Below are 22261 nucleotides of genomic sequence, written 5' to 3' on the forward strand. Positions count from 1 at the left end.
GCAGAACTCCATGGCAACTTCACGCATTCTCGGGGCCGATGGCCAGCCCATCCAGACCGGCCAACTGGCCGAGCCCCAGACCTCGCGGCTCGGCCACCTGCAGCGCGAGCTGCAGAGCCACCCCACGCGCGGCCTCACCCCCAGCCGCCTGGCACAGATCCTCGACGCCGCCGAGAACGGCGACCTCACCTCGCAGTTCGAGCTGTTCGAGGACATGGAGGAAAAGGATGGGCACATTGCCAGCGAGATGGGCAAGCGCCGCCGGGCGCTGTTGCTCGAGTGGGAAATCGTCCCACCGGTCAACGCCGACGCGACCGAGAAGAAGAACGCCGAGAAGCTCGGCGAGCTGATGACCGACGTGCCTGACTTTGAGGACATGCTCTTCGACGTCACCGACGCGATCGGCAAGGGCTTCTCGTGCTTGGAGATCGAGTGGCATCGACTCGAGGGCTACTGGCTTCCCAAGACGATCACGCATCGTCCGCAAAGCTGGTTCCAATTGCATCGCGGCTTCCGGCAGGAGCTGCGGCTGCGCACCAACTCCTCCATCGACGGTGTGCCGGGTGAGCCTCTCCAGCCCTTCGGCTGGATCACGCACGTGCATAAGGCGAAGAGCGGTTACCTGGAGCGCGCGGCGCTGTTCCGGCAACTGGTGTGGACCTACCTGTTCAAGAACTACAGCGTCGGCGACCTGGCCGAGTTCCTGGAGATCTACGGCATCCCCTTGCGCCTTGGCAAGTACCCGCCTTCGGCATCCGAGCGCGAGAAGGCCACGCTGCTGCGCGCTCTGGTTGGCATCGGGCACAACGCTGCCGGCATCGTGCCCGAGGGCATGCTGCTCGAGTTCCACGACGCGGCCACCGGCGACCCCGATGCGTTCGCGCTCATGATCGATTGGTGCGAGAAGAACCAGAGCAAGGTCATCCTTGGCGGCACGCTCACCAGCGGCGCCGACGGCAAGAGCAGCACCAACGCGCTCGGCAACGTGCACAACGAGGTCCGCAAGGATCTCCGGGATTCAGACATCCGCCAGGTCAACTCGACGGCCAGCCGCGACCTGGTCTACGCGATCGCGGCGCTGAACGGGCTCGCGCCTGGCGGCATCCGGCGCGCCCCCCAGATGCGCCTAAACGCTCAGGAGGCCGAGGACCTGACGGCCTACGCCGACGCGCTGCCGAAGCTGGTGGCCATCGGCGTGCGGCCGACAGTGCAGTGGGTGCACGAGAAGCTCGGCATTCCACAGGCCCAGGCCGGCGAAGAGGTGCTCGGCACCGCCGCCGCGCCCGGTCCGTTGGTAGTACCTGTGACGCCCGCAGCGAACGACCCCACCGGCGCGCGTGCCGCCGCCGTGGCGCGACTTCTCGGCGTCGCGGTGGCCACCTCCCAGCCCGCAGCCTCGGTCTCCACGCCTCCCATGCTGATGGCGGGGCGCCTGGCCACCGACCTCGCGCCAGCGGTCGCCAACTGGGTCAGCCTCATCCGCGACCTGGTCGAACGTGCTGCCTCGCTTGGCGAGATCCGCGACGGGCTCGAGTCGCTGCTGCCTGACATGACCTTGGACCAGTACGCCGACGCCATGGCCGAAGCGATGCGCGCGGCCGAGCTGGCTGGCCGGCACGAAGTGCTGCGAGAGGCAGGCGGCGCCCGTGGTTGATGCGACGCGCCAGAAGGGGCTAGAAGGCGGTTCCGTGCCCACGGGCGCGGCTCGGCCTGCCCCGGGGCCTGTAAAGCCCTCTAAAGACTTTACAGGGGGCCTTCATGGCTGATGCCGCATACGGGTCGCTGCCCTTTCGGGAGCAGGCCCAGTTCTTCGCACGAAAGGTCAGCCTGCCGACCAGCGGCTGGACCGACATCTACACCCGCGAGCACGACTGGGCGTTCGTCGTCGCTGGCGCGAATCGCGACGCCATCGTTTCCGACTTCCGGGGCGCTGTGCAGAAGGCGATCGACGGGCAGAGCACGCTCGAGGACTTCCGCAAAGACTTCGACCGCATCGTCTCCACCCACGGCTGGGACTACAACGGCGGGCGCGACTGGCGCAGCCGCGTCATCTACGACACGAACCTGAGCACCAGCTATGCGGCAGGCCGGCACGAGCAGCTCCAGGCCGCGCCGTTCTGGGAGTACGTTCACCAGGACTGGGTCCAGCACCCACGGCCCCTGCACCAGAGCTGGAACGGGCTCGTGCTCGCGAAGGATGATCCTTGGTGGCAGACGCACTATCCGCCGAACGGCTGGGGCTGCCACTGCGAGGTGCGCGGCCTCTGGCAGCGCGACCTCGATCGCATGGGCAAGGGTGGGCCCGACACAGCGCCTGCGGTCGCACTACAAGACCGGACGATCGGTGCGCGCAGCGAGCTGGGCCCTCGCACGGTGCGCGTGCCCGAAGGGATCGATCCCGGGTTTGAGTACGCACCTGGTGCAGCGCGCTCGCGCAGCGCCATCCCGAGCGAGCGTTCAGGGGCAGCGGGAGCCATGCCGCTGGCGGCCCCGAGCGACATCGGACTCCCAAACCGACGTCCCGACGAGCCCCTTCCAGCGCCGCGGCCGCTTCCCGCCGCCGCGCTGCCGCCTGCCGGCCTCGGCACCGAGTCGTACGTCAGCGACTTCCTCGAGCAGTTCGGTGCCAGCCTGGCGCGGCCGGCCGTAGCACGTGACGTGATCGGCGAGCGCCTGGTCGTAGGCCGCGAGCTGTTCACTGACGCCAGCGGCCAGTGGAATCCGCGGATCGATGACAGCAGCATTCCACTCCTGGCACATGCACTGCTGGGCCCCGACGAGATCTGGACGCGCCTGGAATGGCTGCCCGAGTCCGATCGGGCTGTTGTGCGCCGAACCTACATCGCCCGCTTCGACATCGAGGGCGAGCAGCAGCCGGCACTCGCGGTGTTCGAGCACGGCCAGGACGGCTGGCTCGGTATCACGGCGCGCGACGGCCGCACGGTCGACCTGGACGCCTGGCGCCTCGGCGTGCGCCTGTACCGGCGACCGGACGAAAGCGCGGAGGACTGATGGCCGGCACGCACCTCAAGGTCGAGGTCAGCAAAGGCGAGGTCAAGGTGCTGCTCGGCCATCTTGGCCAAGACGGCACCGGCGACCTCGTGCCGCGCCTGGGCGAATACCTGCTCCGCTCCACCAAGGACCGGTTCGCAGCGCAGCAGGCACCCGACGGCACACCCTGGCAACCGCTGCAACCGCGTTACGCCAGGCGCAAGAAGTACAACAAGGACAAGGTGCTCACGCTCCGCGGCTACCTTCGCGGCGGCATCCGGTACCAGCCAGAGGGGGAGACGGCCGCAGTGGTTGGCACCAACTCGCCGTATGCCGCGATGCACCAGTTCGGCGGCGTGTTCACCAGGGCCGCGCGCCAGGCCAAGGTGCGGCTGCGGACTGTGTCCGGTCGCATCCTGTTCGCCGGCAAGAAGCACAAGAAGGCCGAGGAGCGCAACGTGATGATCGGCGCTCACGAGATCAAAATGCCAGCACGCCCGTTCCTCGGCATTTCCGACGCCGATCGCAAGAGCGTCATCGACATCGTCCGCGACTGGATCAGGGAACGCACCGCCCGCTGAGCGCCGTCACAAGCGCCGGTCTTATGCACCGAAGTTAGGCACCTCGGTTCTAAGACGCCCCCCCGGCCTCCCGCAGACGATGCGGGCATGCCTTCGCTTCGCCCCCCCCCTGTAGTCGCCACAAGCGCCGTGGCCATCGCCGCGTGCGTGTTCGAGCTGGCGAAGCCCACCGTCCAAGCTGACGGCTCGGTGCTGCTGCAGGTCACGCCCGCCGGCAGCTTCCTGCCGAACGACGGCCGCGACATGGACTCGCCGCCCTGGCACATCACTGCGGCCAGCGCGTCCAGCGTGATCGATCGCTTCCGAGCGCGAGCAAATCCCAGCGTCATCGACTACGAGCACCAGACCCTCAACAAGGAGAAGAACGGCCAGCCCGCGCCCGCCGCCGGCTGGATGCGCGATCTCCGCTGGGTCGAAGGGGAAGGCCTGTTCGCCGTGGCCGACCTGACGCCGCGGGCCCGAGGCCTCATCGACGCCAAGGAGTACCTCTACTTCAGCCCGGTCTTCGAGTACTCGCGCTCGACGGGGGCCGTGCTCGACGTCCACATGGGCGCGCTCACCAACAACCCGGCCATCCATGGCATGGCGCCGCTGTCGCTGCTCGCCGCCGCGACGGCTGCCTTCGTTTCCCGTCCCCAACCCTCGCAGGAGAAAACCTTGAACCCTTTGCTGAAGGCCTTGCTGGCCGCCCTCGGCCTGCCCGAGACCACCACCGAAGACCAGGCCGTCGTTGCGCTCACCGCCATCGGCAGCCTGACCGACGTGACCACCGCTCGCGCGCAGGCCGCTGCCGCTCGCACCGCGCTCAAGCTGGGCGATGACGCCTCGGCCGACTCCGTGATCGCCGCGTGCTCGAGCCTGCGCTCCACGGGCGTGCCGGACCCGGCGAAGTACGTGCCGATCGGTACGGTCGAAGAGCTGCGCACCAACCTGGCAGCGCTCTCGGCGCGCCAGCTGCAGGGCGACATCGACCAGCAGGTTGGTGACGCGCTGGATGATGGCCGCCTGCTTCCTGCGATGGAAACCTGGGCACGGGACCTTGGGAAGTCCAACCTCGCGGCGCTGAGCAGCTACCTCAAGGCCGCCGCCCCGATCGCGGCACTCAGCGGCACGCAGACGCGTGGCCAGCCGCCGGCAAAGGGCGAAAACGGCCTGACCGCCGACGAGACCGCGGTCGCCGCTGCGACCGGCGTCACGCCTGAAGCCTTCGCCAAGGCCAAGACCTGACCCAGCACCCCCGCGTCAAGACCGCTCCATTCCCAACCGTCCTCACACCTGACCTAGGAGGCCTTCATGGCTGCTCTCTCTGCTGACCGCAACACCCCGCGCCGTGCTGGCGCTCTCGTCAGCGACCCCGTTGCTGCTGCAACCGTCATCTTCGCCGGCTCGCTGTACGCGCTCAACGCCGCTGGCAACGCTGTGCCCGCAACCGCGGGCGGCACTCGCGTCCGCGCTGTCGCGGAGCAGCGCGCCGACAACACCGGCGGCGCAATCGGTGCCGTTCGTACCGAAGGTGCTCGCGGCGTCTACCGCTTCGCGAACTCGACCGGCGCCGCCGAGCTCAAGCGACCCGACATCGGCGGCGTCGCCTTCGTGGCCGACGACCAGACCGTCAGCAAGACCGGCACAGCCGTGGCCGGCACCGTGGTCGACATCGACGACGGCGAGGTGTGGGTCGACGTCGGCACCGCCAGCGTGACCACCGCCGCTCCCTAAACCCGGGCACCCCCTCGACCCGCTCACCCCTGCGACCACTTCGGAGATCCCACATGCTCGTCAACCAAGCCAACCTGCGCTCCCTCTACGTCGCCTTCAAGGCGAACTTCCAAAACGGCTTCGGCCAGGCCGCGAGCCAGCACGAGCTGATCGCCACCATCGTGCCCAGCACAACCTCCAGCGAGGAATACGGCTGGCTCGGCCAGTTGCCCAACATGCGCGAGTGGATCGGCGATCGCGTCGTGCACGGGATCGCAAACCATGGCTACACCATCAAGAACAAGCCGTTCGAGCTGACCATCGGCGTCCCGCGCACTGCCATCGAAGATGACCAGTACGGCACGTTCAGCCCGCTGTTCCAGGAAATGGGTCGCAGCGTTGCCGCGCACCCGGACCAGACCATCTTCGAGCTGCTGGCCCTCGGTCGCGCTGAGCTGGGCTATGACAAGGTCCCCTTCTTCAGCGCTCAGCACCCGGTGCTCAACGAAAAAGGCAAGCCCGTCAACGTCTCCAACCTGGACGACGACGGCGGCAACGGCTCGAGCTGGTACGTGATGGACACGTCGCGTGCCCTCAAGCCGCTGATCTACCAGAACCGCAAGTCGCCGAACTTCGTGGCCAAGGACTCCGAGACGGACGACAACGTTTTCGACAAGGCCGAGTTCAAGTACGGCACCGACCGCCGCGGCAATGGTGGCTTCGGCTTCTGGCAGCTGGCACAAGCCAGCAACAAGGAGCTGAACGTGGAAAACGCCGAGGCGGCAATCACGGCCATCGGTGCTCGCAAGGGCGACCACGGCCGCCCGCTCGGCCTGCGCGCCAGCGTCATCGTCGTGCCGTCGACGCTCGAGTTCAAGGCCAAGCGCCTGTTCGAGAGCGCCACCATCGCTGTGGCCGGCGGCACCGAAGCCAACCCGCTGGCGAACCGCCTCAAGGTCATCGTCGCCCCTTGGCTCGACTGAGCGGTAGCTGCTGATGCCCTACGTCACCCTCGTCGACCTGGCCGAGCGCCCCGGTGCCCGCGAGCTGGCCCAGGTGGCCGGCGCCGAGCACCTGGTGGTGGTCGAGGCCGCGCTCATGGACGCCACGCTGCGGGGCGTCGACCGCGCAGCCTGGCCGTCTGATGCAATCGCCTCGGCCGATGCAGCGGTGGCGCGCATCAAAGACGCGGTCGACGAGGCTGGCGCTGTGATCGACGGCTTCCTGGCTCAGCGCGGCTATTCGCTCCCCCTGGAGCTGCCGCCGAGCAGCACCGGCAAGAGCGTGCTGGGCGCCTGGGCGCGGTCGATCTCGCGCTACATGCTGCACAAGGGCCGCATCACCGACGAGTCGAAAGACCCGATCGCCCGCGACTACCGCGACGCCGTGAAGATGCTCAAGCTGCTCGCCGAGGGCAAGTACAGCCTCGGCGCGGACGATCCGGCCCAGGCCGGCAGCAGCGGCAGCACCGACGTGCGCTTCGCGGGTGCACCCACGGTCTTCGGCCGTGACCAGCTCCGCAGCTTTCGGTAGGCCCAGATGGACCTGAGCCCCGTCATCGCTCGGCTGCGGACAAAGCTCATCGGCCTGCGCGCCATCGGCGGCAGCGCCGACCTCGATGCCGCCATGCGCGGCGTCGTGGTCGCACCGTCGGCCTATGTGATGCCGCTTGTCGAGCAGGGCCGAGAAATCCCGACGACCGGCCCGACCAGGCAGCGCCTGACCTCCTTGTTCGGCGTGATCTTGGTGATCGAGAACGTTCGTGACAACACCGGCGCCGCGTCTCTTGTCGACCTCAACGGCTTGCGCACGCAGCTCTTCGATGCGCTGGTCGGGTGGGTGCCAGACGACCAGGTCGGCGAGCCGGTGATCTTCACCAGCGGCGAACTCGTCCAGGCCGAGGGCGACGGGAAGCTGTGGTGGAGCGACGAATTCCAGCTGATCAGCTTTTACAGGAGCCCCCAATGAACACGAACAACGCGGCGTCGACCGCGCCGAAGGCTGGCCCCGTGTCGGCCCCGGCGCCCGGCCGGGACGCGAACCACGGCAAGGGCGGGGCCTACCGCCTCGTCGACGGCAAGCGCGTCCTGACGGAGCGCAGCGAGCCTGCCCAAGACCCTCAACTCAAGCAAGGAGCCTGAAATGGCAAACGAGAAGTTCGCTCGCAAGACTGCGATCCTCGCGAAGATCGAAGCCGTCCAAGGCACCGACTCGGTCCCTACCGGCGACGCCAACGCGATCCTGGCCAGTAACGTGACGGTGACCCCGATCGACGGTGACTCGGTCGAGCGCGACAACCTGCGGCCGTATTTCGGCGGCAGCGGCAGCACCATGGTCAGCTTCTTCCGCAAGGTCTCATTCTCCGTCGAGGCCGCGGGCGTAGCCGCCGCCGGGACTGCACCCGCCTATGCCGCACTCCTGCGGGCGTGCGCCTGTGCCGTGACGGTAGAAGCCGGCGTGCAGGCGGTCTTCGCGCCTGTCTCCGACGGCATGGAGAGCGTGACGATCTACGTCTCGGTGGACGGCTTGCTCCACAAGCTCACAAACGCCATGGGTACGGTGCGCCTGGCAGGTGACGCCAAGACGCTGCCGAAGTTCGAGTTCGAGTTCACCGGCGCCTATTCGCCCGTGACCGACCAGGCCAAACCCGTGGTCGACTACACGCCCTTCAGCGACCCGTACGGCATCAACAAGGCCAACACCACGCTGTCGCTGCACGGCGTCCAGGTCGCGGCAAGCGCCTTCAGCTTCGACATGGGTCTGACGGTTGTCAAGCGCGATCTGATCAACGTCGACAGCGTGGCCATCACCGCTCGCAAGAGCGTCGGCAGCGTGACCTTCCAGGCCACGCCGATCGCCACCAAAGACTGGGTCGGCCTGGCTGCTGCTTCGACGCGCGGACCTCTCGCATTCCGCCATGGCCCAGGCGCCTCCAACGTGATCGAACTGAATGGTCCGAACGTCCAGCTGGGTAAGCCCACTTACGCCGAGCAGGACGGCGTCCAAATGATCACGGTGCCGCTCGAGTACGTCCCGACGTCCGCAGGTGACGACGAGTTCGCCATCGTCGTCCGCTGATCGCCACCACCACAAGAGGATTCAAGCAATGGCAGTCAAAATTTCAGGCGCACCGGCCGTGGTCGTCGTTCCCGCAACCCTGTATCTCCCGGGCGAGAACGGCGCGTTCTTCAAGCACGTTTTCAGCGTGCACTTTCGTCGACTGACGACCAGTGAGCGCGAGGCCACCGTGAAGGACATCGTCGACGGCAAGGTGTCGCTGCGCGATGCCCTGGACCGCCTTGTGATCGGCTGGGGCGGCATGCTCGACGAGGCTGAGCAGCCCGTTGTGTACACGCACGCAGAGCGCCGCGCAGCCAACGAGGCGTGGGACGGATTGGAGCAGGCCATGGGCGTGGCCTTCTTCGACAACTTCGCTGTCACGCAGCGTGAGGCCGCCCTAAAAAACTCCGCGGCGCCGTCCGTCGCCGCCTAGGAGCGGACGACGCCGACCGAAACGTAGTCGATGCCCAGCTGCTTGCTGATTGCCAGCTGCTCGGCGTCGACGTCGATCGCCTGATTCCCAAGGCGCGCCAGGTTGGGCAGACGCCGGACTACGAGCTCTGGCCAGAGCACGAGCTGGCATGGACTGTCTACCTCGGCTGCACAAGCCAATGGCGCATAGCGGTCGGCATGGCCAGCTCCTATTGGCTCGGCCTGGACTACGGCGGCGTCGAGATCGTGATGCGCCGCTATGGCGTACCCGAAGGGCAGCAAGACGACGTGTTCGCGCAGGTCCAGGTCCTCGAGGACGAAGAGAAGTTGATCCGTAACTGAGGGTGAAAGAAGCATGACCACGACCGCCATCGAGCACCTCGGCGTCAAGATCTCGGTCGACGCGTCGTCGGTCAAAACCGAGACGCAAGGCTCGAGCCAGGCCTTCGAGCTGTTCGGTCAGCGGGTGGCCGAGGCGGCCGAGAGCGGCGCACGCAGCTTGGCCGCACTGGCGGCCCAGGTCGCCCAGGTCGGCACGGCGCAGGCCAAGGTGGCCGATGGCGCTCAGAAGGAGGCTGCAGCTCAACGCGAAGCCAACCGCGAGCGATCCGTCGCAGCTGACGTTCAAGCCCGCTTCCTCTCAGGCTTGCGCGACCAGGCAGAAACCTACGGCATGTCCGCCGAGCAGCTGCTGCGCCACCGCGCCGCGCAGGCCGGCGTCACGAAAGAAGCCGAGCCTTTCATTCAACAGCTGCAGCAGCAGCGCACCGCCCAGCAGCAGGCCGCAGAGGCGGCTCGCCAAGAAGAGGTTGCCCAGCGAGAGGCCGCACAGGCGCGGCGAGCAGCCAGCGACTCGCAGACCGCCTTCCTCGCCGGCCTGCGCGAGCAGATCGCTCTGCAGGGCAAGAGCGGCAGCGACGTTCTCCGATACCGGGCGGGGAAGCTGGGCGTGGGCGACGACGCGGAAGTGCTGATCCGTCAGATGGAGCAGCTCGACGCCGGCGGCCGGCGCCTCGGCGTCTCGGCCGGCCAGACGCAGGCCGCGCTTCGCATGCTGCCGGCCCAGATCACCGACATCACGACCAGCATCGCCAGCGGCATGCCGATCTGGCTGATTGCCATCCAGCAGGGTGGACAGATCAAGGACTCGTTCGGCGGCATCGGGCCGACGATTCGCACGTTGACCGGGCTGCTGTCGCCGATGAAGGTCGCTCTTGGCGGCGTCGCAGTCGCAGGAGCTGCTGTCGGGCTGGCCTACTACCAGGGAGCCAAGGAGGTTGACGTCTACCGCCACGCGCTGGTGATGAGCGGCAATGCGGCCGGCGCGACAGTGAGCCAGCTCTCCGACATGGCGCGGGCCATCAGCGTGGTCAGCGGCACTCAGGGTGCAGCTGCCGCGGGCCTGGCTGCCATGGCCGGGAGCGGACGCGTTGCCTACGAGAGCCTGCAGAGCTTCACCTCTGTAGCGTTGGACTTGGAGCGCTACGTGGGTGTGCCCGTCAAGAAGACCGTCGATGACCTGGCCGCGCTGGGCAAGGAACCTGTGCAAGCCAGCATCCGGCTTACGGAACAGTACAACTACCTCACGGCTGCGGTCTACACCCAGATCAAGGCGCTGACCGATCAAGGTCGTGAAGAAGAGGCGGCCGCGCTCGCGCAGCGCACCTATGCGTCGGCCATGGAGCAACGGAAGAATCAGATCGTGGCGAACCTCGGTGTCATCGAGCGCTCGTGGAACGGCGTGAAGAGCGGCGCAAAGGCCGCTTGGGACGCGATGCTCAACCTCGGTCGCGAAGACACACTGACGCAAAAGATCGCCGAGGCAGAAGACCGACTGAACAAGGCGCGGGCAGGCCTCGGTGCTCGTTCGGCGTCGGGCCAAGACCGAATTGTTCAGCAGGAGGCGGCGCTGGCGGCGTTGCGTGCGACACAGAGCGCGCAGAGCGCCGGGGCCGCGGCGGATGCGAAGCGCGTCCAGTCTGAAAACGCTGGCATCGCCGCGTCGCAGTTTTTGTCGGATATTCGCAAGCGGATCGACAAGGCCGGAGAGGCCCAGAAGGCGGTAGAAAAGTACAAGAAGGCCATCGTCGATGCCCAGGCCGCAGGGCTGCCCGTGCCAAGCGCTGAAGCCCAGCGCAAAGAGATTGCTGCGATCGAGAAAGAGCTGGGCGGTAAAACGGCCAAGCCGAAGGCGTACCAGGACGACGCCGCGACGCGCTACATCCAACAGCTCAAGGAATCGAACGCGGCTGTTCTCACCCAGCTGGCCAGCGAAGAGAAGCTGACGGGAGCCCAAAAAAAGCAAGCTGAGTTTCTGCAACAGATCGCCGACCTCAAGGGCAAGGCAATCCTCACCGCAGATCAAAAGAGCCTGTTGGCCGGGGCAGATCGCATTAAGGTCCAGCTGCAAGAGAACGTTGCGAACGAGGCGCTTCTAGAGATCAAGAAGAAGCAGGTGAAGGCCGAAGAGGAGCGTGTCAAAGCTCTGGAACAGTACAACCAGACCGCTGCAGGCGTAACGATCAGCCTGCGATCTGGGGCACAGAGCCGAGAAGAGCAGTACGACCGCTCCCTGAGCGTTGTCGGAATGGGAAGTCAGGCGCGCGAGCGGATGGATTCCCAGAAGGGTATTCGGCGGGAACATCAACGATTCGAAGACCAGCTCACCAAGGATGCTGCTAGCAAGGACCTGCTCGGGTCTGACAAGTACTTGGCCGATGTGCAGAAGATCCGTGATGCGATGGCTCAGGCCCTTGCAGCCAACGAGGCCTACTACGCTGACCTCGCAGTTGCTCAAGGCGATTGGAGCAATGGCGCAAAGGAGTCCTGGTCGAACTACCTCGACGGCGCGCGCGACGTAGCTGGGCAGACAAAGGGTTTGTTCGACCAGTCCCTGGACGGCATCGAGGACCGCCTCACATCGCTTGTTGCGACCGGCAAGGCCGACTTCAAGTCGCTCGGCGACTTCGTCGCCACCGAGCTGATCCGCATGCAGATCAAGGCCGCCATGGCCAGCATTGGGAGCGCGGCGTCGGGCTGGGGCTCTTCGATCATGGGCGCGGTGACCGGAATCTTCGGCGGCGCCACGAAGAACGCCAAAGGCGGCGTGTACAGCTCGCCCAGCTTGAGTAGCTACTCCAACGGCGTCTACGACACGCCCCGCACTTTCGCATTCGCCAAGGGCGCTGGCATCTTCGCTGAGGCCGGACCCGAAGCCATCATGCCGCTCACCCGCGACTCGCAGGGCCGGCTCGGCGTCACGGCCCAGGGCGGCGGCGCGGCGGCGTCAAGCATCTACTTCGCGCCGACGAACAACTTCCACATCGACTCGCGCACCGACCGCGCGTCAATCATGGCTGACATCCAGCGCGCCCAGAACCAGAACAACGAGGCGCAGCTCGAGGAGCTGAAGCGCCGGAAGGTGGTCCCCGCATGAGCATCGTCTTGCTCCCCGTGACCCTGCCTGTCCAGCGGCAGGACTTCGGATTCATGTCGTTCGACCTGGACTTCAGCAACACCGACACGGGCTCGTCCCAGGTTGTGGTGCTCGGCCCCGCCCGACGCACGTGCAGCCTGGTCAGCGAATCACGCCTGGTCAATGTCGCGGAGGCCGCCGCCTGGCGCCGACTGCAGCACGCGCTGCCGGGCAAGGTAAACAAGCTGGCGGTCTTCGATCTGCAACACCCGTTCCCGCGCGGCACAGCGCGGGGCGCCTGGACGGCGCTGGCGGCCCCAGCAGGGGCTTCGACGCTGTCGATCCAGGCTGGCCTGGCTCAGGCCGGCAAAACGCTCCTGACGGGCGATTGGATCGGCGTGAACCAGGGGGGCCTCGACCCGCAGCTGCTGCACGTCCAGTCCGACGCGGTCGTCGACGAGGCGGGGCTGCTCACGGTCGCATTCGGCTTCGTGCTGCGGCGGCCGGTCGTGGCCGGCAGCGCGGTCGTCTGGGAGCGCCCGGTGTGTCTTATGCGCCGGGCCGACTCAAAGGCTGGCTGGTCGTCGGAGGGGCATACGCAAGGTGGCTTCAGCCTCGAGCTGGTGGAGAGCTGGGAATCATGATCACGACGAACAGCGGCTTTGAGGCCGCGGCGAGCAGCTCGGCGCATGGCGCCCTTGCATTGGTGGAACTGCAGCTGCGAGCCGGCACGGCCAGGTTCACCACCTGGCCACTTGATGTCACGGTGATGGGGCAGACCTGGAAAGGCGTCGGCAGCCTCGGTCAGATCGGCCAGTTGCACGAATCCGAAGATGGCGCCGAAGAGAAGCTGTCGCTGGGTCTCTCGCTCGTCGACATCGGCACCCGGTCGATCGCCCTCGGCAGCCCGAACGAGTACAAGGACAGGCCCATGCGCCTGTGGGTCGCGCTGCTCGACGCCAACACCCACCAGCTCAGCGGTGAGCCGGTGCTGCGGTTCGCTGGCGTGATGGACCAGGCCAAAATTGTTCGGGACGGCAGCAGCGGCAGCATCTCGCTGGACTGCCGCACCGCCTCTTACGACGTGCGCAGCAACCCGGCCGCCCTGCGGATGAACCAGGCGCAGCACCAGGCGCGTCGCCCAGGTGAACGCGGCTTTGAGTACCTCACCTCGCTCATCGGCAATCCGTCCGTCTGGCTGTCGAAGAGCCTTCAGGGCCGACTGAACGAGATCGCGCGGAGGAAGGGCTGATGGCTGACCTCGACGCTTTCATCGACGCGCGCCGCAACACGCCGTTCGAGTACTTCCTGCAGGACTGCGCGCACATTGCCGCGGACTGGGTCTTTGCCAAGACCGGGGCAGACCCGCTTGCGGATCTCCGATCGCCGGGCGGGCCCTTCGAGGCTCGGAACCTTCTTGCGGCGTTGCGCCTGGTCCGTGCCGCCGGCGGCTACCAGGCCATGGCCACCCAGCGGCTTGGAGCTGACCTCCCTCCGCTGCTGGCGCAGCGTGGCGACGTGATGCTGGTCATGAGCGGTCGACCGGTTGGCCGCGTGCGTGGGTTCACCTTCGGGGTATGCACCGGCTCGCACATCGCGGCGCCGGACAACGACGGCCTGGTTTTCCTCCCGATCACCAGTGGGGTGGCTGCATGGCGCGTTTGATCCGCTGCACGCTCGTCTTCTTGGCGCTGCTCGGCTTGAGCTCGGCCGCGAGCGCCGACCCGATCACCATCGTCGCCTTCCTGGCTCCGTACATCGGCAGCGCCGCCGCCGCCTTCGTCGTGACCTACGGCGCGGTCATCGCAGCCACGGCCTACGCGGTCTACGGCTCGGTACAAGCCAAGAAGAAGGCGCGGGCGATGGCCCAGCGCCTCGCGGAGCAGGAAGCCGCCAACCTCAAGGACCGCACGACCAACGTCATCGCCTCGGACTCGCCTTGGGTCATGGTCTACGGCTCGCCGGCCCCGATCGGTGGCTCAGTCGTTGCGCTGCTGACCAGTGGCGATCGAGACCAGTTCAAACACGTCGTCTTGGCTTTGGCCGCGCACGAATGTGACGCAGTCGAGGCGATCTACATGGGCGGCGAATGGGTCGGAGAACTCGATCCCCAGGGGTATGCGACCGGGGCCAATTTCCAGCTCGACGAAGGCGTGCGCCGCCTGGAGACCGCCGAATTCGAGCTGACTGAGTTCCGGCGCGAGACCGAGGGCGGTACCGAGATCTACCCGGCCGGCTACTGGATCTTGCCGCTGCGCCTCGACGTAGAGGGCTTCGAGCTGCAGAGCATCACCGCCCTTGACGGCGGCCCGCTGGCGGGCGTGGTGCTCGGACAGCTGCCGAACTCCTTCGGCGGCCGAGCGCTGGTCGGTGAAAAGGGCGTGAAGGGGCGTGTCGCCTACTGGGTCAACGGCGCGGGCGCTGCGCTGAATGTGCAGGTCCACCTCTCACCCGGCGGCGTGGACACCGCGGACGCGTTCCTACGCGCGGCCAGGCCCGACCAGTGGACCATCGACCACAAGCTCAGCGGGTTCACCTACCTGGTCATCACGATGAACCTGCTCCTGGAGCAGTTCCAGGGCGGCGTGCCACAGATCACTGTGAAGCTGCGCGGCAAGAAGGTCTACGACCCTCGGACCAACCAGGTGGCGTACAGCCGCAACCCAGCGTTGTGCCTGGCCGACTTCATCACCTCGGAGGTCGGCTACAAGGCGGACTTCACTACCCAGGTCGAGATGGACGCCCTGATCGCCGCAGCGAACGACTGCGACGTGGCGGTCTATGACCAGGCGACGGTGGACTCCGACGCCGCTACCTACGGCGGCTCGCGGGCCCGCTACACCTGCGACGGCATGCTCCGCTCCGACCAGGACCGTGACGCCACCAGGCAGCAGATCGAGGACGCCATGGCTGGCTTCTCGCTTGAGTCGGGCGGCGTGTGGCGCATCCAGGCGGGCGCCTGGTCGACTCCAGTGATGGCCCTGACCGACAACGACATGCTGGCGCCCACCTCCGTGGTGCAGACCTGCAACATCGGCACGGCTCACTTCAACGGAGTGCGCGGCACCTATGTCAACTCGGTGCGCAACGGCGTTTCCGAGGACTTCACCCCCTACCAGAATCCCACTTTCCGGGCGATCGACGAGAAGGACAAGTTCTTCGACACCACGCTGTCGTTCACCGGCAACCACATCCGCGCACACCAGATCAGCCGCATCCTGGTTGAGCAAAGCCGCGGCGGCTTCGTTGTCCAGATCCGGCCGAAGATGTCCGCCTGGAAGCTGCAGCCCGGCAATCGGATCACGGTCTCGAGCGCGCTCTACGGCTTCACCAACAAGCGCTTTCGCGTCCAGGACTGGGGCTACACCCAAAACGCGCCCCTCACGCTGCAATGCGTCGAGGACGAGGAGACCTTCTACGACCTGGTCGACGAGACACGTGCGGACCCGGCGCCGAACACCGAGCTGCCGAGCCCCTTCCTCAAGCCGGGCCCGCCGCTCGACCTGATCGCGCTCAGCGGCGAGAGCCAGATGGTCCAGCAGGACGGCGTGATGGTTGTTCGCGTGAAGGTGTCGTGGGCGTTGGCGGCGGACGAGGCGGTGGTGCGCAGCGGTGTCGTGCGCGTCCAGTGGCGCCTGGCCGCCAACGGCTCGGCCTGGGAGTCGCGCGACCTGCCGGGCAACTCGACCGAGCTGTACCTGCTGGGCCTCGAGGTCCACAACGCGTACGTGATCCGCGTGCAGTTCCTGACCGCCTACGCCAGCAGCAACTGGTCGATGATCCAGCACGAGGTGCACGGCCTCGAGGGGCCGCCCGACAGCGTGCTGGGCCTGCACGTCGAGCCCGAGCTGACCGGCATCTTTGCCTACTGGCAGGAGCCGGAGGGCATCGACCTACTGGGCTGGTCGGCGACGCAGCTGCGCCGTGGGCCGAGTTGGGAACTGGCCGAGGGCACGATCCTGTTCGACGGCCGCGCTTCGAGCGCGAACCTCGGCTGGTTTCCCGTGGGCAGCCAGGCGGTGTGGGCCGCCCACCACAACACCATCGACCAGTGGTCGGAGCCGGTCTTCAAGACCGTGGAGATCGATCCGCCGGCGCAGGCCGACCCGCACGGCACGGTGAACAACCGCAACACCGTCGCGCTGCTGTGGCAGGACTGCAAGACCACGCAGCCGATCGCGCACTACGAGATCCGCATCGGCGCGACCTGGGAGACATCGACATATGTCACCGAGGTTCTGGCCTTGAGCTGGAGTGGCGTGCAGCCCAAGTTCGGCGATCACCGCTACTGGGTGACGGCCGTCGACGTCGCTGGAAACCGTGGCGCGCCGGGCTACACCAACACCGTCACGTTGGGGTCGCTCGACAGCGCGATCGGCAACCTGCGCGGCAAGGTCGACGCGGCCCTCGACGAGGTGGCCCGCCTGCAGATGCAGGGTGCGCTGACGTCCGACGGCAAGCTGGCCCGCACGCGCGCTGGCGTCTACGAGGCGATCGAGGTCGTGGTGACCGACGCCACGGCCCTGGCCAGCAAATTCACGGCGCTGTCGTCCACCGTCGACGAGAACCATGCGATCGTCTCGACGCAGATCACCACTCTCGCCACAGCGCAGTCGGCGACCGCGTCTCGCCTCGATCTGGTGGCGGCGATCACGGACACCACGACGGCCGCGGTGGCCACGCTGACCGAGACGACCGCCACTCAGTTCAGCGCCGTGGCCTCGCAGATCACCACGATCCAGTCGAGCGTTGGCAGCCTGTCGGGCAGCGTCGAGGTTCAGGCCAACACGCTGGCCAGCCTCAACGGCAATGTCGCGGCCCAGTACATGATCCGCACCGAGGTTGTCGGCAGCACGGGCCGCCGCGCGCTGGCGGGGCTGTCGATCGGCGTGTCGGCGGGCAGCGGTGGCGCGCCGACGCAGTCCGAGGTGGTGGTCTTCGCCGACCGATTCGTGGTGGCAGCCGATGCAAGCTCCTCGGCTCTGGACGCCCCTTTCCGCGTCGAGGGCGGCGTGGTCTTCATCAACGTCGCCAAGATCAAGGACGCGGACATCGGGACGCTCAAGGTGGCCGGCTTTGCCCTGGGCATCTCCCTGGCGTCGGATGGCCTGTCCAACGCGGCCGTGGCCTTCACCGTCCCGGCTGGACAGGTGTGGCGCGCATCGTCATTGGCTATCGCTGGCAATTCCGGCGAGATCGAAGAGGCGAGGTTCGCCGCCGGCTTGTTTGTGACAGGCGCCACCGCGACCGCGACCTCCCAATCTGTCATCTCCCGTCAAGGTCCTGGCTCTGAAGGCGGCATCAGCAACCTGTATCAGTCCACACCTGTGACTTGCGGAAGCTTGGTGGACTACGGCCCCGGCACGCACACGATCTCCGCCAGCTGGTCGACCGCACCCATCATTTCGACCAGCGCGCCGGTGCTGCTGATGGTCGACTTGCAGAAGCGAGGCGCCTGATGAGCGACAACACGACGCCATCCGGCACTCGCCCGTTCTGCGCCATCGATGCGCACGGCCAAGTCGTGATGCGCGGCCACACGCTCGAGCTGCCGCTCGTGCCGGGCTTGACCTCGCTCGATGAAGCGGCCCCGCTGAACACCTACCGTTCGGGCTCCGCGTGGCTGCCCATCCCAAAGCAGCCCAGCGCGCTGCATGTCTTCGATTGGCCGACGAAAGTGTGGGCCGACTCGCGCACCCTCGACCAGGTGCGCGCGGCCAAGCTGTTCGAGATCAATCAGCGCTTCTCGCAGGAGTCGGCCGCGCTGATCGCCGGCTACCCGCTCGAGGAGCGTCAGACCTGGGCCGCACAGGAAGCCGAGGCACTGGCCTGGGCCGCCGACAACAACACACCCACGCCGTACCTCGACGGCATCGCGTCAGCGCGGGGCATCGACCCGGCCGACATGCGCATGAGGACCTTCGAAGCGGTCAATACCTTCCGAACCGATTCGCAGTGGCTTGTGGGCACCCGCCAGGCCCTGCGCGACGCCATCCAGAACCCCAACGCCACGCGCGCGCAGATCGATGCGATCGCTTGGCCAACACCTGAGGAGTGACCATGCAGCAGATCATCGGGCTCGAAAAGCCCATCGAAGACCCCGGCACGGGCGGCATGGCCAGCTATCACGTGGTCGTGCAGCATCTGGTGCAGCTGCGCACGCGCACCAGCGCCGTGACGCTGGCCGGCTTCGTGTCGCAGGCTGCGGCCGAGGCCGGCAAGCAGCCGCTGATGCACATCACGGCACAGATCAAGGACGCGCCGACCGGCGACTCGGCGGCATGGCCGGACTGGTTCTGCCGTCAGATCCTGAACGCGGAAACCGGAGGCACCAACGTGCTGGCCGACGCGGTGCCCGTGTACGCGGCCGAGCCCGCTGCAGTTGCCGAGGAGCCCGCGCAATGACCACCTGGTATCGCGAGGGTCTGGTCACGCTGACGTCGGGCTCCGATCTCGTCGCTGGCGTCGGCACCGAATGGGTGGACAACGTACTGCCCGGCGGCATCTTTTTCACGCCCGCTGGCCTGGTCGAGGTTCAGCGCGTCACCAGCGACACCTCGCTCAAGCTGGTGACGCCATACGGCGGAGCGACCGTGGCCGGCGCAGAGTATTCGATCGCCCCGACACAGGGCTACGTCGTCGCGTTGGCCAAGCAGCTCAACGGAGTGCTCGGCGATTTCGGCGAGCTGAAAGACGCTTGGCAGGACGGCACGCTGGTCGGTAAGGGCGTCGCGCTCAAGGGCGTGAAGAACACCGTGGGCGAGCTGCCGCCCAGCGGCAACGCTCCTGGTGATGCCTGGATGGTCGATGGCCACATGCACGTGTGGACGGGCTCGGCGTGGCTCGACCAGGGGGCCACTGTCTCAACGCCCGAGCTTGAAGCGCTCCGCGACGCGGCTGGCACGTCGGCCGGCCTGGCGATCGGTTCCGCGTTGGCGGCTGACACCACGCGCAAGGACTACGAGGATCGCGTGTACCCCGGGGTCTACGCAACGCCACCAACGAATAAGCCGCACAGCGGTGCGCCGTGTGCTGATGGAGACCGCTGCGTGGTTCTCGTCGGCACAGTGCCATATGAGCACCTCCGCGTGGGCGGCGGCTGGCTGATTCCCAACATCGATGCGACCAATCTTGCGTTGCCCACGGGCCCGGCGCTTCTCGGCTACGTTCAGAGCGGGGCCGGTTCGGTAGTTCGAAACGCCTTGGCCAAGCTGCGCGAGAACATCAGCGCGAAGGACTTTGGCGCCGTCGGCGATGGCGTGACGAATGACGCTGTGGCGCTGCAAAAGGCATTCGACTACGCGCGCCTGGTTGGGGCCACCGTCGATTTGTCCGGTGGCCGGTACTACGCGGCAAGTGCCCTGACCGTCTACACGGCCATTGACGGCCGAGGTGCGCTCATTGAGAGCGGCAATGCGGTCGCCCTGCAGCTCGGTGCGGACGGGGTCAGCATGACCGCTGTCGCAATTGCCTGCCGAAACATCTCCGCGACCAGCCCGAACGTCGCTCCGTACACCATCTACGGCCCGAACCGCAATGGGGTGAAGCTCGACGGCTGCCTGCTGATCAATGGCCGGGTTCGGGTCGAGACGCCGCTGAACGCGTCAGCGAACTCGCGTTTCTCGATGACGAATTGCGGTCTGTCCATCGACCTCTCCGCCTATGAGGCCGTCGTCAACGAGAACGACGGCGTGACCATCGGTGGCGTTTCGGACGTGGTCCTGGCCAACAACCAGATCGCCCTGGTCGGCGTGCACCGCGGAATCAAGATCAAGGGCACGACGGCCGGCTACAACCCCGGCGCGGGGGACTCCTCGCGGGTCGCCATCAACGGCAACGTCATCCGTGGTGTGGGAGGTGGCGGCCACAAGCAACTGATCGATCTCTTCTCGGGAACCCGCAATATCGCCATCGGCGGCAACTCGATCGAGAGCACCGGATTCGGGCGAGTCATCGAGAACAAAACGTCGCGTGGCACCGCCGGCATCACCCTGTCCGCTGTGATCAATGGCAACACCATCCTCACTGACACCCAAGTGCCTTTCGTGTTCGAGGGGTTCTACGGCAATGCAAATCCAACCTACAACGTCGGGGAGTGCGTTGTGAAAATCACGGGGAACATGGTGATCAGCTCGGCCTCCGAGACGAGCGGATCGACCCTTTCAGCCGTCAAGTACTACCACTCCGCGCATCTCGCTGACAACACCTTCCACTTCACTGGCGGGACGGCGAACCGCCTGTACATCGGGCAATGCAAGCAGGTCTCCGTGGTCGACAACAATCTCAAGCGGGCGCAGATCGGCTTCGGTGACCAAACGGGTTCGCAGCAAGGCGATTCATTTGCCGGCGCGCGGTTTGGCCGCATCACCGCTACTGGCAACAACCTCGATGACTTCGACTCGGGATACTTTGCGGGAGGTGTCAGCCTGCGAGACATCGATGCCCCGACTGCCACGATCATCATCGATGGAAACAACATCAACCAGTCGACGGCGTCGGCCGCGGCGTCGGGTGCGGTCAGTGCCAGGTCGGTGATCTGCAAGTCGCTGCAGATCGATGGCAACGCTTCGAACATGGTCAGTGCTGCGGAGGACCGTGCCTATCTCGTCGGCATCACCGGCAAAGTCATCGAGAAGGACAACTCGTGGAATGTGCTGCCCTACACGGGCACCTGGGCTCCTGGCGCCATCGCTGCCAACGCTTCGGTGTTCACCGACGTCGCGATCGTGGGCGTCGCAACGAACGTCCACGCCATCCCCAAAGTCACGCACTCGGCGCTGCCGCCAGGCGTGGTCCTTGGAGCAGCTGTCACGGCCGCCAACACCGTTCGCGTGACGGCCTACAACATCACCGGAGCCTCCGTAACTTTCAACAGCGGCACGTTGCGCGTGATGGCTGAGTTCATCTCGACTCTGTTCTAGAGAGAAGCACGGTCGCAGAGCGGCAGGCCGGGCCGAGTTCGGAATCGATACCGCTGCCACAAAAAAAAGACGGGCGACCTGGGTCGGTGCGCTAACACCTCCCCAAGACCCAACCTGCAGATCGAGCCTGCAAGCCGGCAAGGCCCGCCACCCTGTACAGAGTGCGGCCGAGCCTACCAAATTTCCAAATAGAGGAACTGGCTTGCAAATGGAAGAAATACGATGCGGCGCCTGCGGCCGCAAGCTGGGCAGCGGCGTGTACACGCACCTGGTCATCAAATGCCCCCGCTGCGGGGCCCTGAACACCCTGAGAGCCACGAGCTCCTTACCTGAGCGCCTTGAGCGCCTTTCAACCGAAAGAGCGACTCATGAACCCCGCACCCATCATCCCCTGGCTCGGAGGCAAGCGCCGCCTGGCTGACCTGCTGCTGAGCCGCTTCCCGGCGCACGGCTGCTATGTCGAGGTGTTCGCCGGAGGTGCCGCGCTGTACTTCCTGCGCCACCCCGCCGAGGTCGAGGTGATCAACGACGTGAACGGCGACCTGGTCAACCTGTACCGGGTTGTCAAGCACCACCTGGAAGAGTTCGTCCGGCAGTTCAAGTACGCGCTGTCCAGCCGCCAGATCTTTAAGTGGACCCAGGCCACCCCGCCCGAGGTCCTGACCGATGTGCAGCGAGCGGCGCGGTTCTTCTACCTGCAGCAGCAGGCGTTTGGCGGGCGCGTCGACGGCCAGACCTGGGGCACGGCCACCACCGCGCCGGCCATCAACCTCTTGAGGATCGAGGAGAACCTGAGCGCTGCGCATCTGCGCCTGGCCAGCGCCTACATTGAGCAGCTCGACTGGGCGGCCTGCATGGACCGCTATGACCGGGCGCACACGCTTTTCTACCTGGACCCGCCGTACTGGCAGACCGAGGGCTACGGGGTGCCCTTCGAGTGGCCCCAGTACGAGCTGATGGCCGCCAAGCTACGCCAGCTCAAGGGCAAGGCGATCATCAGCCTCAACGACCACCCGGACATCCGTCGGTGCTTCGAGGGCTTCGACATGGAGAGCCTGGCCATCGACTACACCGTGGGCGGCGGTGCGAACAGGGCGGAAAGGCGTGAACTGGTCATCTACAGCTGGGACCGAGACAGAGAGCCTGCGGGCCTTTTCTGACCAGTC

Annotated in this window: 22 protein-coding genes; all 22 read left to right on the forward strand. The window is 66.5% G+C overall.

Features of this window, described 5'->3' with window-relative positions:
• Positions 1–10 precede the first annotated feature (10 nt).
• Positions 11–1654, forward strand: a complete 1644-nt coding sequence (locus A9977_RS16590; protein ID WP_183025951.1) for a DUF935 domain-containing protein — start codon at positions 11–13, stop codon at positions 1652–1654.
• 104 nt (positions 1655–1758) lie between these two features.
• Entirely contained in the window at positions 1759–3012 is a 1254-nt protein-coding gene (locus A9977_RS16595) for a PBECR2 nuclease fold domain-containing protein (protein WP_183025952.1), read from the forward strand.
• A complete protein-coding gene (locus A9977_RS16600; RefSeq protein WP_183025953.1) occupies positions 3012–3572 on the forward strand; it encodes a phage virion morphogenesis protein in 561 nt (186 codons plus the stop codon). Before A9977_RS16595 ends, A9977_RS16600 begins: the two co-directional genes overlap by 1 nt.
• A gap of 129 nt (positions 3573–3701) precedes the next feature.
• A complete protein-coding gene (locus A9977_RS16605; protein WP_310936148.1) occupies positions 3702–4799 on the forward strand; it encodes a phage protease in 1098 nt (365 codons plus the stop codon).
• A gap of 66 nt (positions 4800–4865) precedes the next feature.
• Complete coding sequence (locus tag A9977_RS16610; RefSeq protein WP_183025955.1) at positions 4866–5288, forward strand: hypothetical protein; 423 nt, start codon at positions 4866–4868, stop codon at positions 5286–5288.
• A 53-nt stretch (positions 5289–5341) separates the two neighbouring features.
• Complete coding sequence (locus tag A9977_RS16615) at positions 5342–6250, forward strand: Mu-like prophage major head subunit gpT family protein (protein WP_183025956.1); 909 nt, start codon at positions 5342–5344, stop codon at positions 6248–6250.
• A gap of 13 nt (positions 6251–6263) precedes the next feature.
• Complete coding sequence (locus A9977_RS16620; protein WP_183025957.1) at positions 6264–6800, forward strand: gp436 family protein; 537 nt, start codon at positions 6264–6266, stop codon at positions 6798–6800.
• 6 nt (positions 6801–6806) lie between these two features.
• Complete coding sequence (locus A9977_RS16625; protein ID WP_183025958.1) at positions 6807–7235, forward strand: hypothetical protein; 429 nt, start codon at positions 6807–6809, stop codon at positions 7233–7235.
• Positions 7232–7408, forward strand: a complete 177-nt coding sequence (locus A9977_RS16630; RefSeq protein WP_183025959.1) for a hypothetical protein — start codon at positions 7232–7234, stop codon at positions 7406–7408. Before A9977_RS16625 ends, A9977_RS16630 begins: the two co-directional genes overlap by 4 nt.
• Before the next feature lies 1 nt (position 7409).
• Entirely contained in the window at positions 7410–8345 is a 936-nt protein-coding gene (locus A9977_RS16635) for a phage tail tube protein (RefSeq protein WP_183025960.1), read from the forward strand.
• 28 nt (positions 8346–8373) lie between these two features.
• Positions 8374–8760, forward strand: a complete 387-nt coding sequence (locus tag A9977_RS16640; protein ID WP_183025961.1) for a hypothetical protein — start codon at positions 8374–8376, stop codon at positions 8758–8760.
• Between the two features lie 83 nt (positions 8761–8843).
• The gene (locus A9977_RS16645; RefSeq protein ID WP_310936151.1) at positions 8844–9101 is read left to right on the forward strand and encodes a DUF1799 domain-containing protein; all 258 of its coding nucleotides are present in this window, start codon (positions 8844–8846) and stop codon (positions 9099–9101) included.
• A 13-nt stretch (positions 9102–9114) separates the two neighbouring features.
• Positions 9115–12195: a phage tail tape measure protein gene (locus A9977_RS16650; RefSeq protein WP_183025962.1), complete on the forward strand. Its 3081-nt coding sequence runs from the start codon at positions 9115–9117 to the stop codon at positions 12193–12195.
• A complete protein-coding gene (locus tag A9977_RS16655; RefSeq protein ID WP_183025963.1) occupies positions 12192–12818 on the forward strand; it encodes a hypothetical protein in 627 nt (208 codons plus the stop codon). Before A9977_RS16650 ends, A9977_RS16655 begins: the two co-directional genes overlap by 4 nt.
• The gene (locus tag A9977_RS16660; protein ID WP_183025964.1) at positions 12815–13426 is read left to right on the forward strand and encodes a hypothetical protein; all 612 of its coding nucleotides are present in this window, start codon (positions 12815–12817) and stop codon (positions 13424–13426) included. The genes A9977_RS16655 and A9977_RS16660 overlap by 4 nt, the downstream gene beginning before the upstream one ends.
• Complete coding sequence (locus A9977_RS16665) at positions 13426–13839, forward strand: DUF6950 family protein (protein ID WP_183025965.1); 414 nt, start codon at positions 13426–13428, stop codon at positions 13837–13839. Before A9977_RS16660 ends, A9977_RS16665 begins: the two co-directional genes overlap by 1 nt.
• Positions 13827–17633 (forward strand): DUF1983 domain-containing protein, encoded by a 3807-nt coding sequence (locus A9977_RS16670; RefSeq protein WP_183025966.1) that lies wholly within the window; start codon positions 13827–13829, stop codon positions 17631–17633. Before A9977_RS16665 ends, A9977_RS16670 begins: the two co-directional genes overlap by 13 nt.
• Positions 17633–18232, forward strand: coding sequence for a hypothetical protein (locus tag A9977_RS16675; protein WP_183025967.1), 600 nt, complete (start codon positions 17633–17635; stop codon positions 18230–18232). The genes A9977_RS16670 and A9977_RS16675 overlap by 1 nt, the downstream gene beginning before the upstream one ends.
• 2 nt (positions 18233–18234) lie before the next feature.
• Positions 18235–18579: a hypothetical protein gene (locus tag A9977_RS16680; RefSeq protein ID WP_183025968.1), complete on the forward strand. Its 345-nt coding sequence runs from the start codon at positions 18235–18237 to the stop codon at positions 18577–18579.
• A complete protein-coding gene (locus A9977_RS16685; RefSeq protein ID WP_183025969.1) occupies positions 18576–21095 on the forward strand; it encodes a glycosyl hydrolase family 28-related protein in 2520 nt (839 codons plus the stop codon). The genes A9977_RS16680 and A9977_RS16685 overlap by 4 nt, the downstream gene beginning before the upstream one ends.
• 208 nt (positions 21096–21303) lie before the next feature.
• The gene (locus A9977_RS16690; protein ID WP_183026019.1) at positions 21304–21516 is read left to right on the forward strand and encodes a Com family DNA-binding transcriptional regulator; all 213 of its coding nucleotides are present in this window, start codon (positions 21304–21306) and stop codon (positions 21514–21516) included.
• The gene (locus A9977_RS16695) at positions 21464–22255 is read left to right on the forward strand and encodes a DNA adenine methylase (protein WP_183025970.1); all 792 of its coding nucleotides are present in this window, start codon (positions 21464–21466) and stop codon (positions 22253–22255) included. The genes A9977_RS16690 and A9977_RS16695 overlap by 53 nt, the downstream gene beginning before the upstream one ends.
• The last annotated feature ends 6 nt before the right edge of the window (positions 22256–22261 follow it).

The sequence above is a fragment of the Variovorax sp. UMC13 genome, from assembly GCF_014170375.1.
In the GTDB taxonomy this organism is placed as follows: domain Bacteria; phylum Pseudomonadota; class Gammaproteobacteria; order Burkholderiales; family Burkholderiaceae_C; genus Variovorax.

Excerpts from the sequence above, each read along its gene's own strand:
- A9977_RS16590 (WP_183025951.1), top strand. The coding sequence starts at position 11 with ATGGCAACTTCACGCATTCTCGGGGCCGATGGCCAGCCCATCCAGACC.
- A9977_RS16595 (WP_183025952.1), top strand. The coding sequence starts at position 1,759 with ATGGCTGATGCCGCATACGGGTCGCTGCCCTTTCGGGAGCAGGCCCAG.
- A9977_RS16600 (WP_183025953.1), top strand. The coding sequence starts at position 3,012 with ATGGCCGGCACGCACCTCAAGGTCGAGGTCAGCAAAGGCGAGGTCAAG.
- A9977_RS16610 (WP_183025955.1), top strand. The coding sequence starts at position 4,866 with ATGGCTGCTCTCTCTGCTGACCGCAACACCCCGCGCCGTGCTGGCGCT.
- A9977_RS16615 (WP_183025956.1), top strand. The coding sequence starts at position 5,342 with ATGCTCGTCAACCAAGCCAACCTGCGCTCCCTCTACGTCGCCTTCAAG.
- A9977_RS16620 (WP_183025957.1), top strand. The coding sequence starts at position 6,264 with ATGCCCTACGTCACCCTCGTCGACCTGGCCGAGCGCCCCGGTGCCCGC.
- A9977_RS16625 (WP_183025958.1), top strand. The coding sequence starts at position 6,807 with ATGGACCTGAGCCCCGTCATCGCTCGGCTGCGGACAAAGCTCATCGGC.
- A9977_RS16630 (WP_183025959.1), top strand. The coding sequence starts at position 7,232 with ATGAACACGAACAACGCGGCGTCGACCGCGCCGAAGGCTGGCCCCGTG.
- A9977_RS16635 (WP_183025960.1), top strand. The coding sequence starts at position 7,410 with ATGGCAAACGAGAAGTTCGCTCGCAAGACTGCGATCCTCGCGAAGATC.
- A9977_RS16640 (WP_183025961.1), top strand. The coding sequence starts at position 8,374 with ATGGCAGTCAAAATTTCAGGCGCACCGGCCGTGGTCGTCGTTCCCGCA.
- A9977_RS16650 (WP_183025962.1), top strand. The coding sequence starts at position 9,115 with ATGACCACGACCGCCATCGAGCACCTCGGCGTCAAGATCTCGGTCGAC.
- A9977_RS16655 (WP_183025963.1), top strand. The coding sequence starts at position 12,192 with ATGAGCATCGTCTTGCTCCCCGTGACCCTGCCTGTCCAGCGGCAGGAC.
- A9977_RS16660 (WP_183025964.1), top strand. The coding sequence starts at position 12,815 with ATGATCACGACGAACAGCGGCTTTGAGGCCGCGGCGAGCAGCTCGGCG.
- A9977_RS16665 (WP_183025965.1), top strand. The coding sequence starts at position 13,426 with ATGGCTGACCTCGACGCTTTCATCGACGCGCGCCGCAACACGCCGTTC.
- A9977_RS16670 (WP_183025966.1), top strand. The coding sequence starts at position 13,827 with ATGGCGCGTTTGATCCGCTGCACGCTCGTCTTCTTGGCGCTGCTCGGC.
- A9977_RS16675 (WP_183025967.1), top strand. The coding sequence starts at position 17,633 with ATGAGCGACAACACGACGCCATCCGGCACTCGCCCGTTCTGCGCCATC.
- A9977_RS16680 (WP_183025968.1), top strand. The coding sequence starts at position 18,235 with ATGCAGCAGATCATCGGGCTCGAAAAGCCCATCGAAGACCCCGGCACG.
- A9977_RS16685 (WP_183025969.1), top strand. The coding sequence starts at position 18,576 with ATGACCACCTGGTATCGCGAGGGTCTGGTCACGCTGACGTCGGGCTCC.
- A9977_RS16690 (WP_183026019.1), top strand. The coding sequence starts at position 21,304 with ATGGAAGAAATACGATGCGGCGCCTGCGGCCGCAAGCTGGGCAGCGGC.
- A9977_RS16695 (WP_183025970.1), top strand. The coding sequence starts at position 21,464 with ATGAACCCCGCACCCATCATCCCCTGGCTCGGAGGCAAGCGCCGCCTG.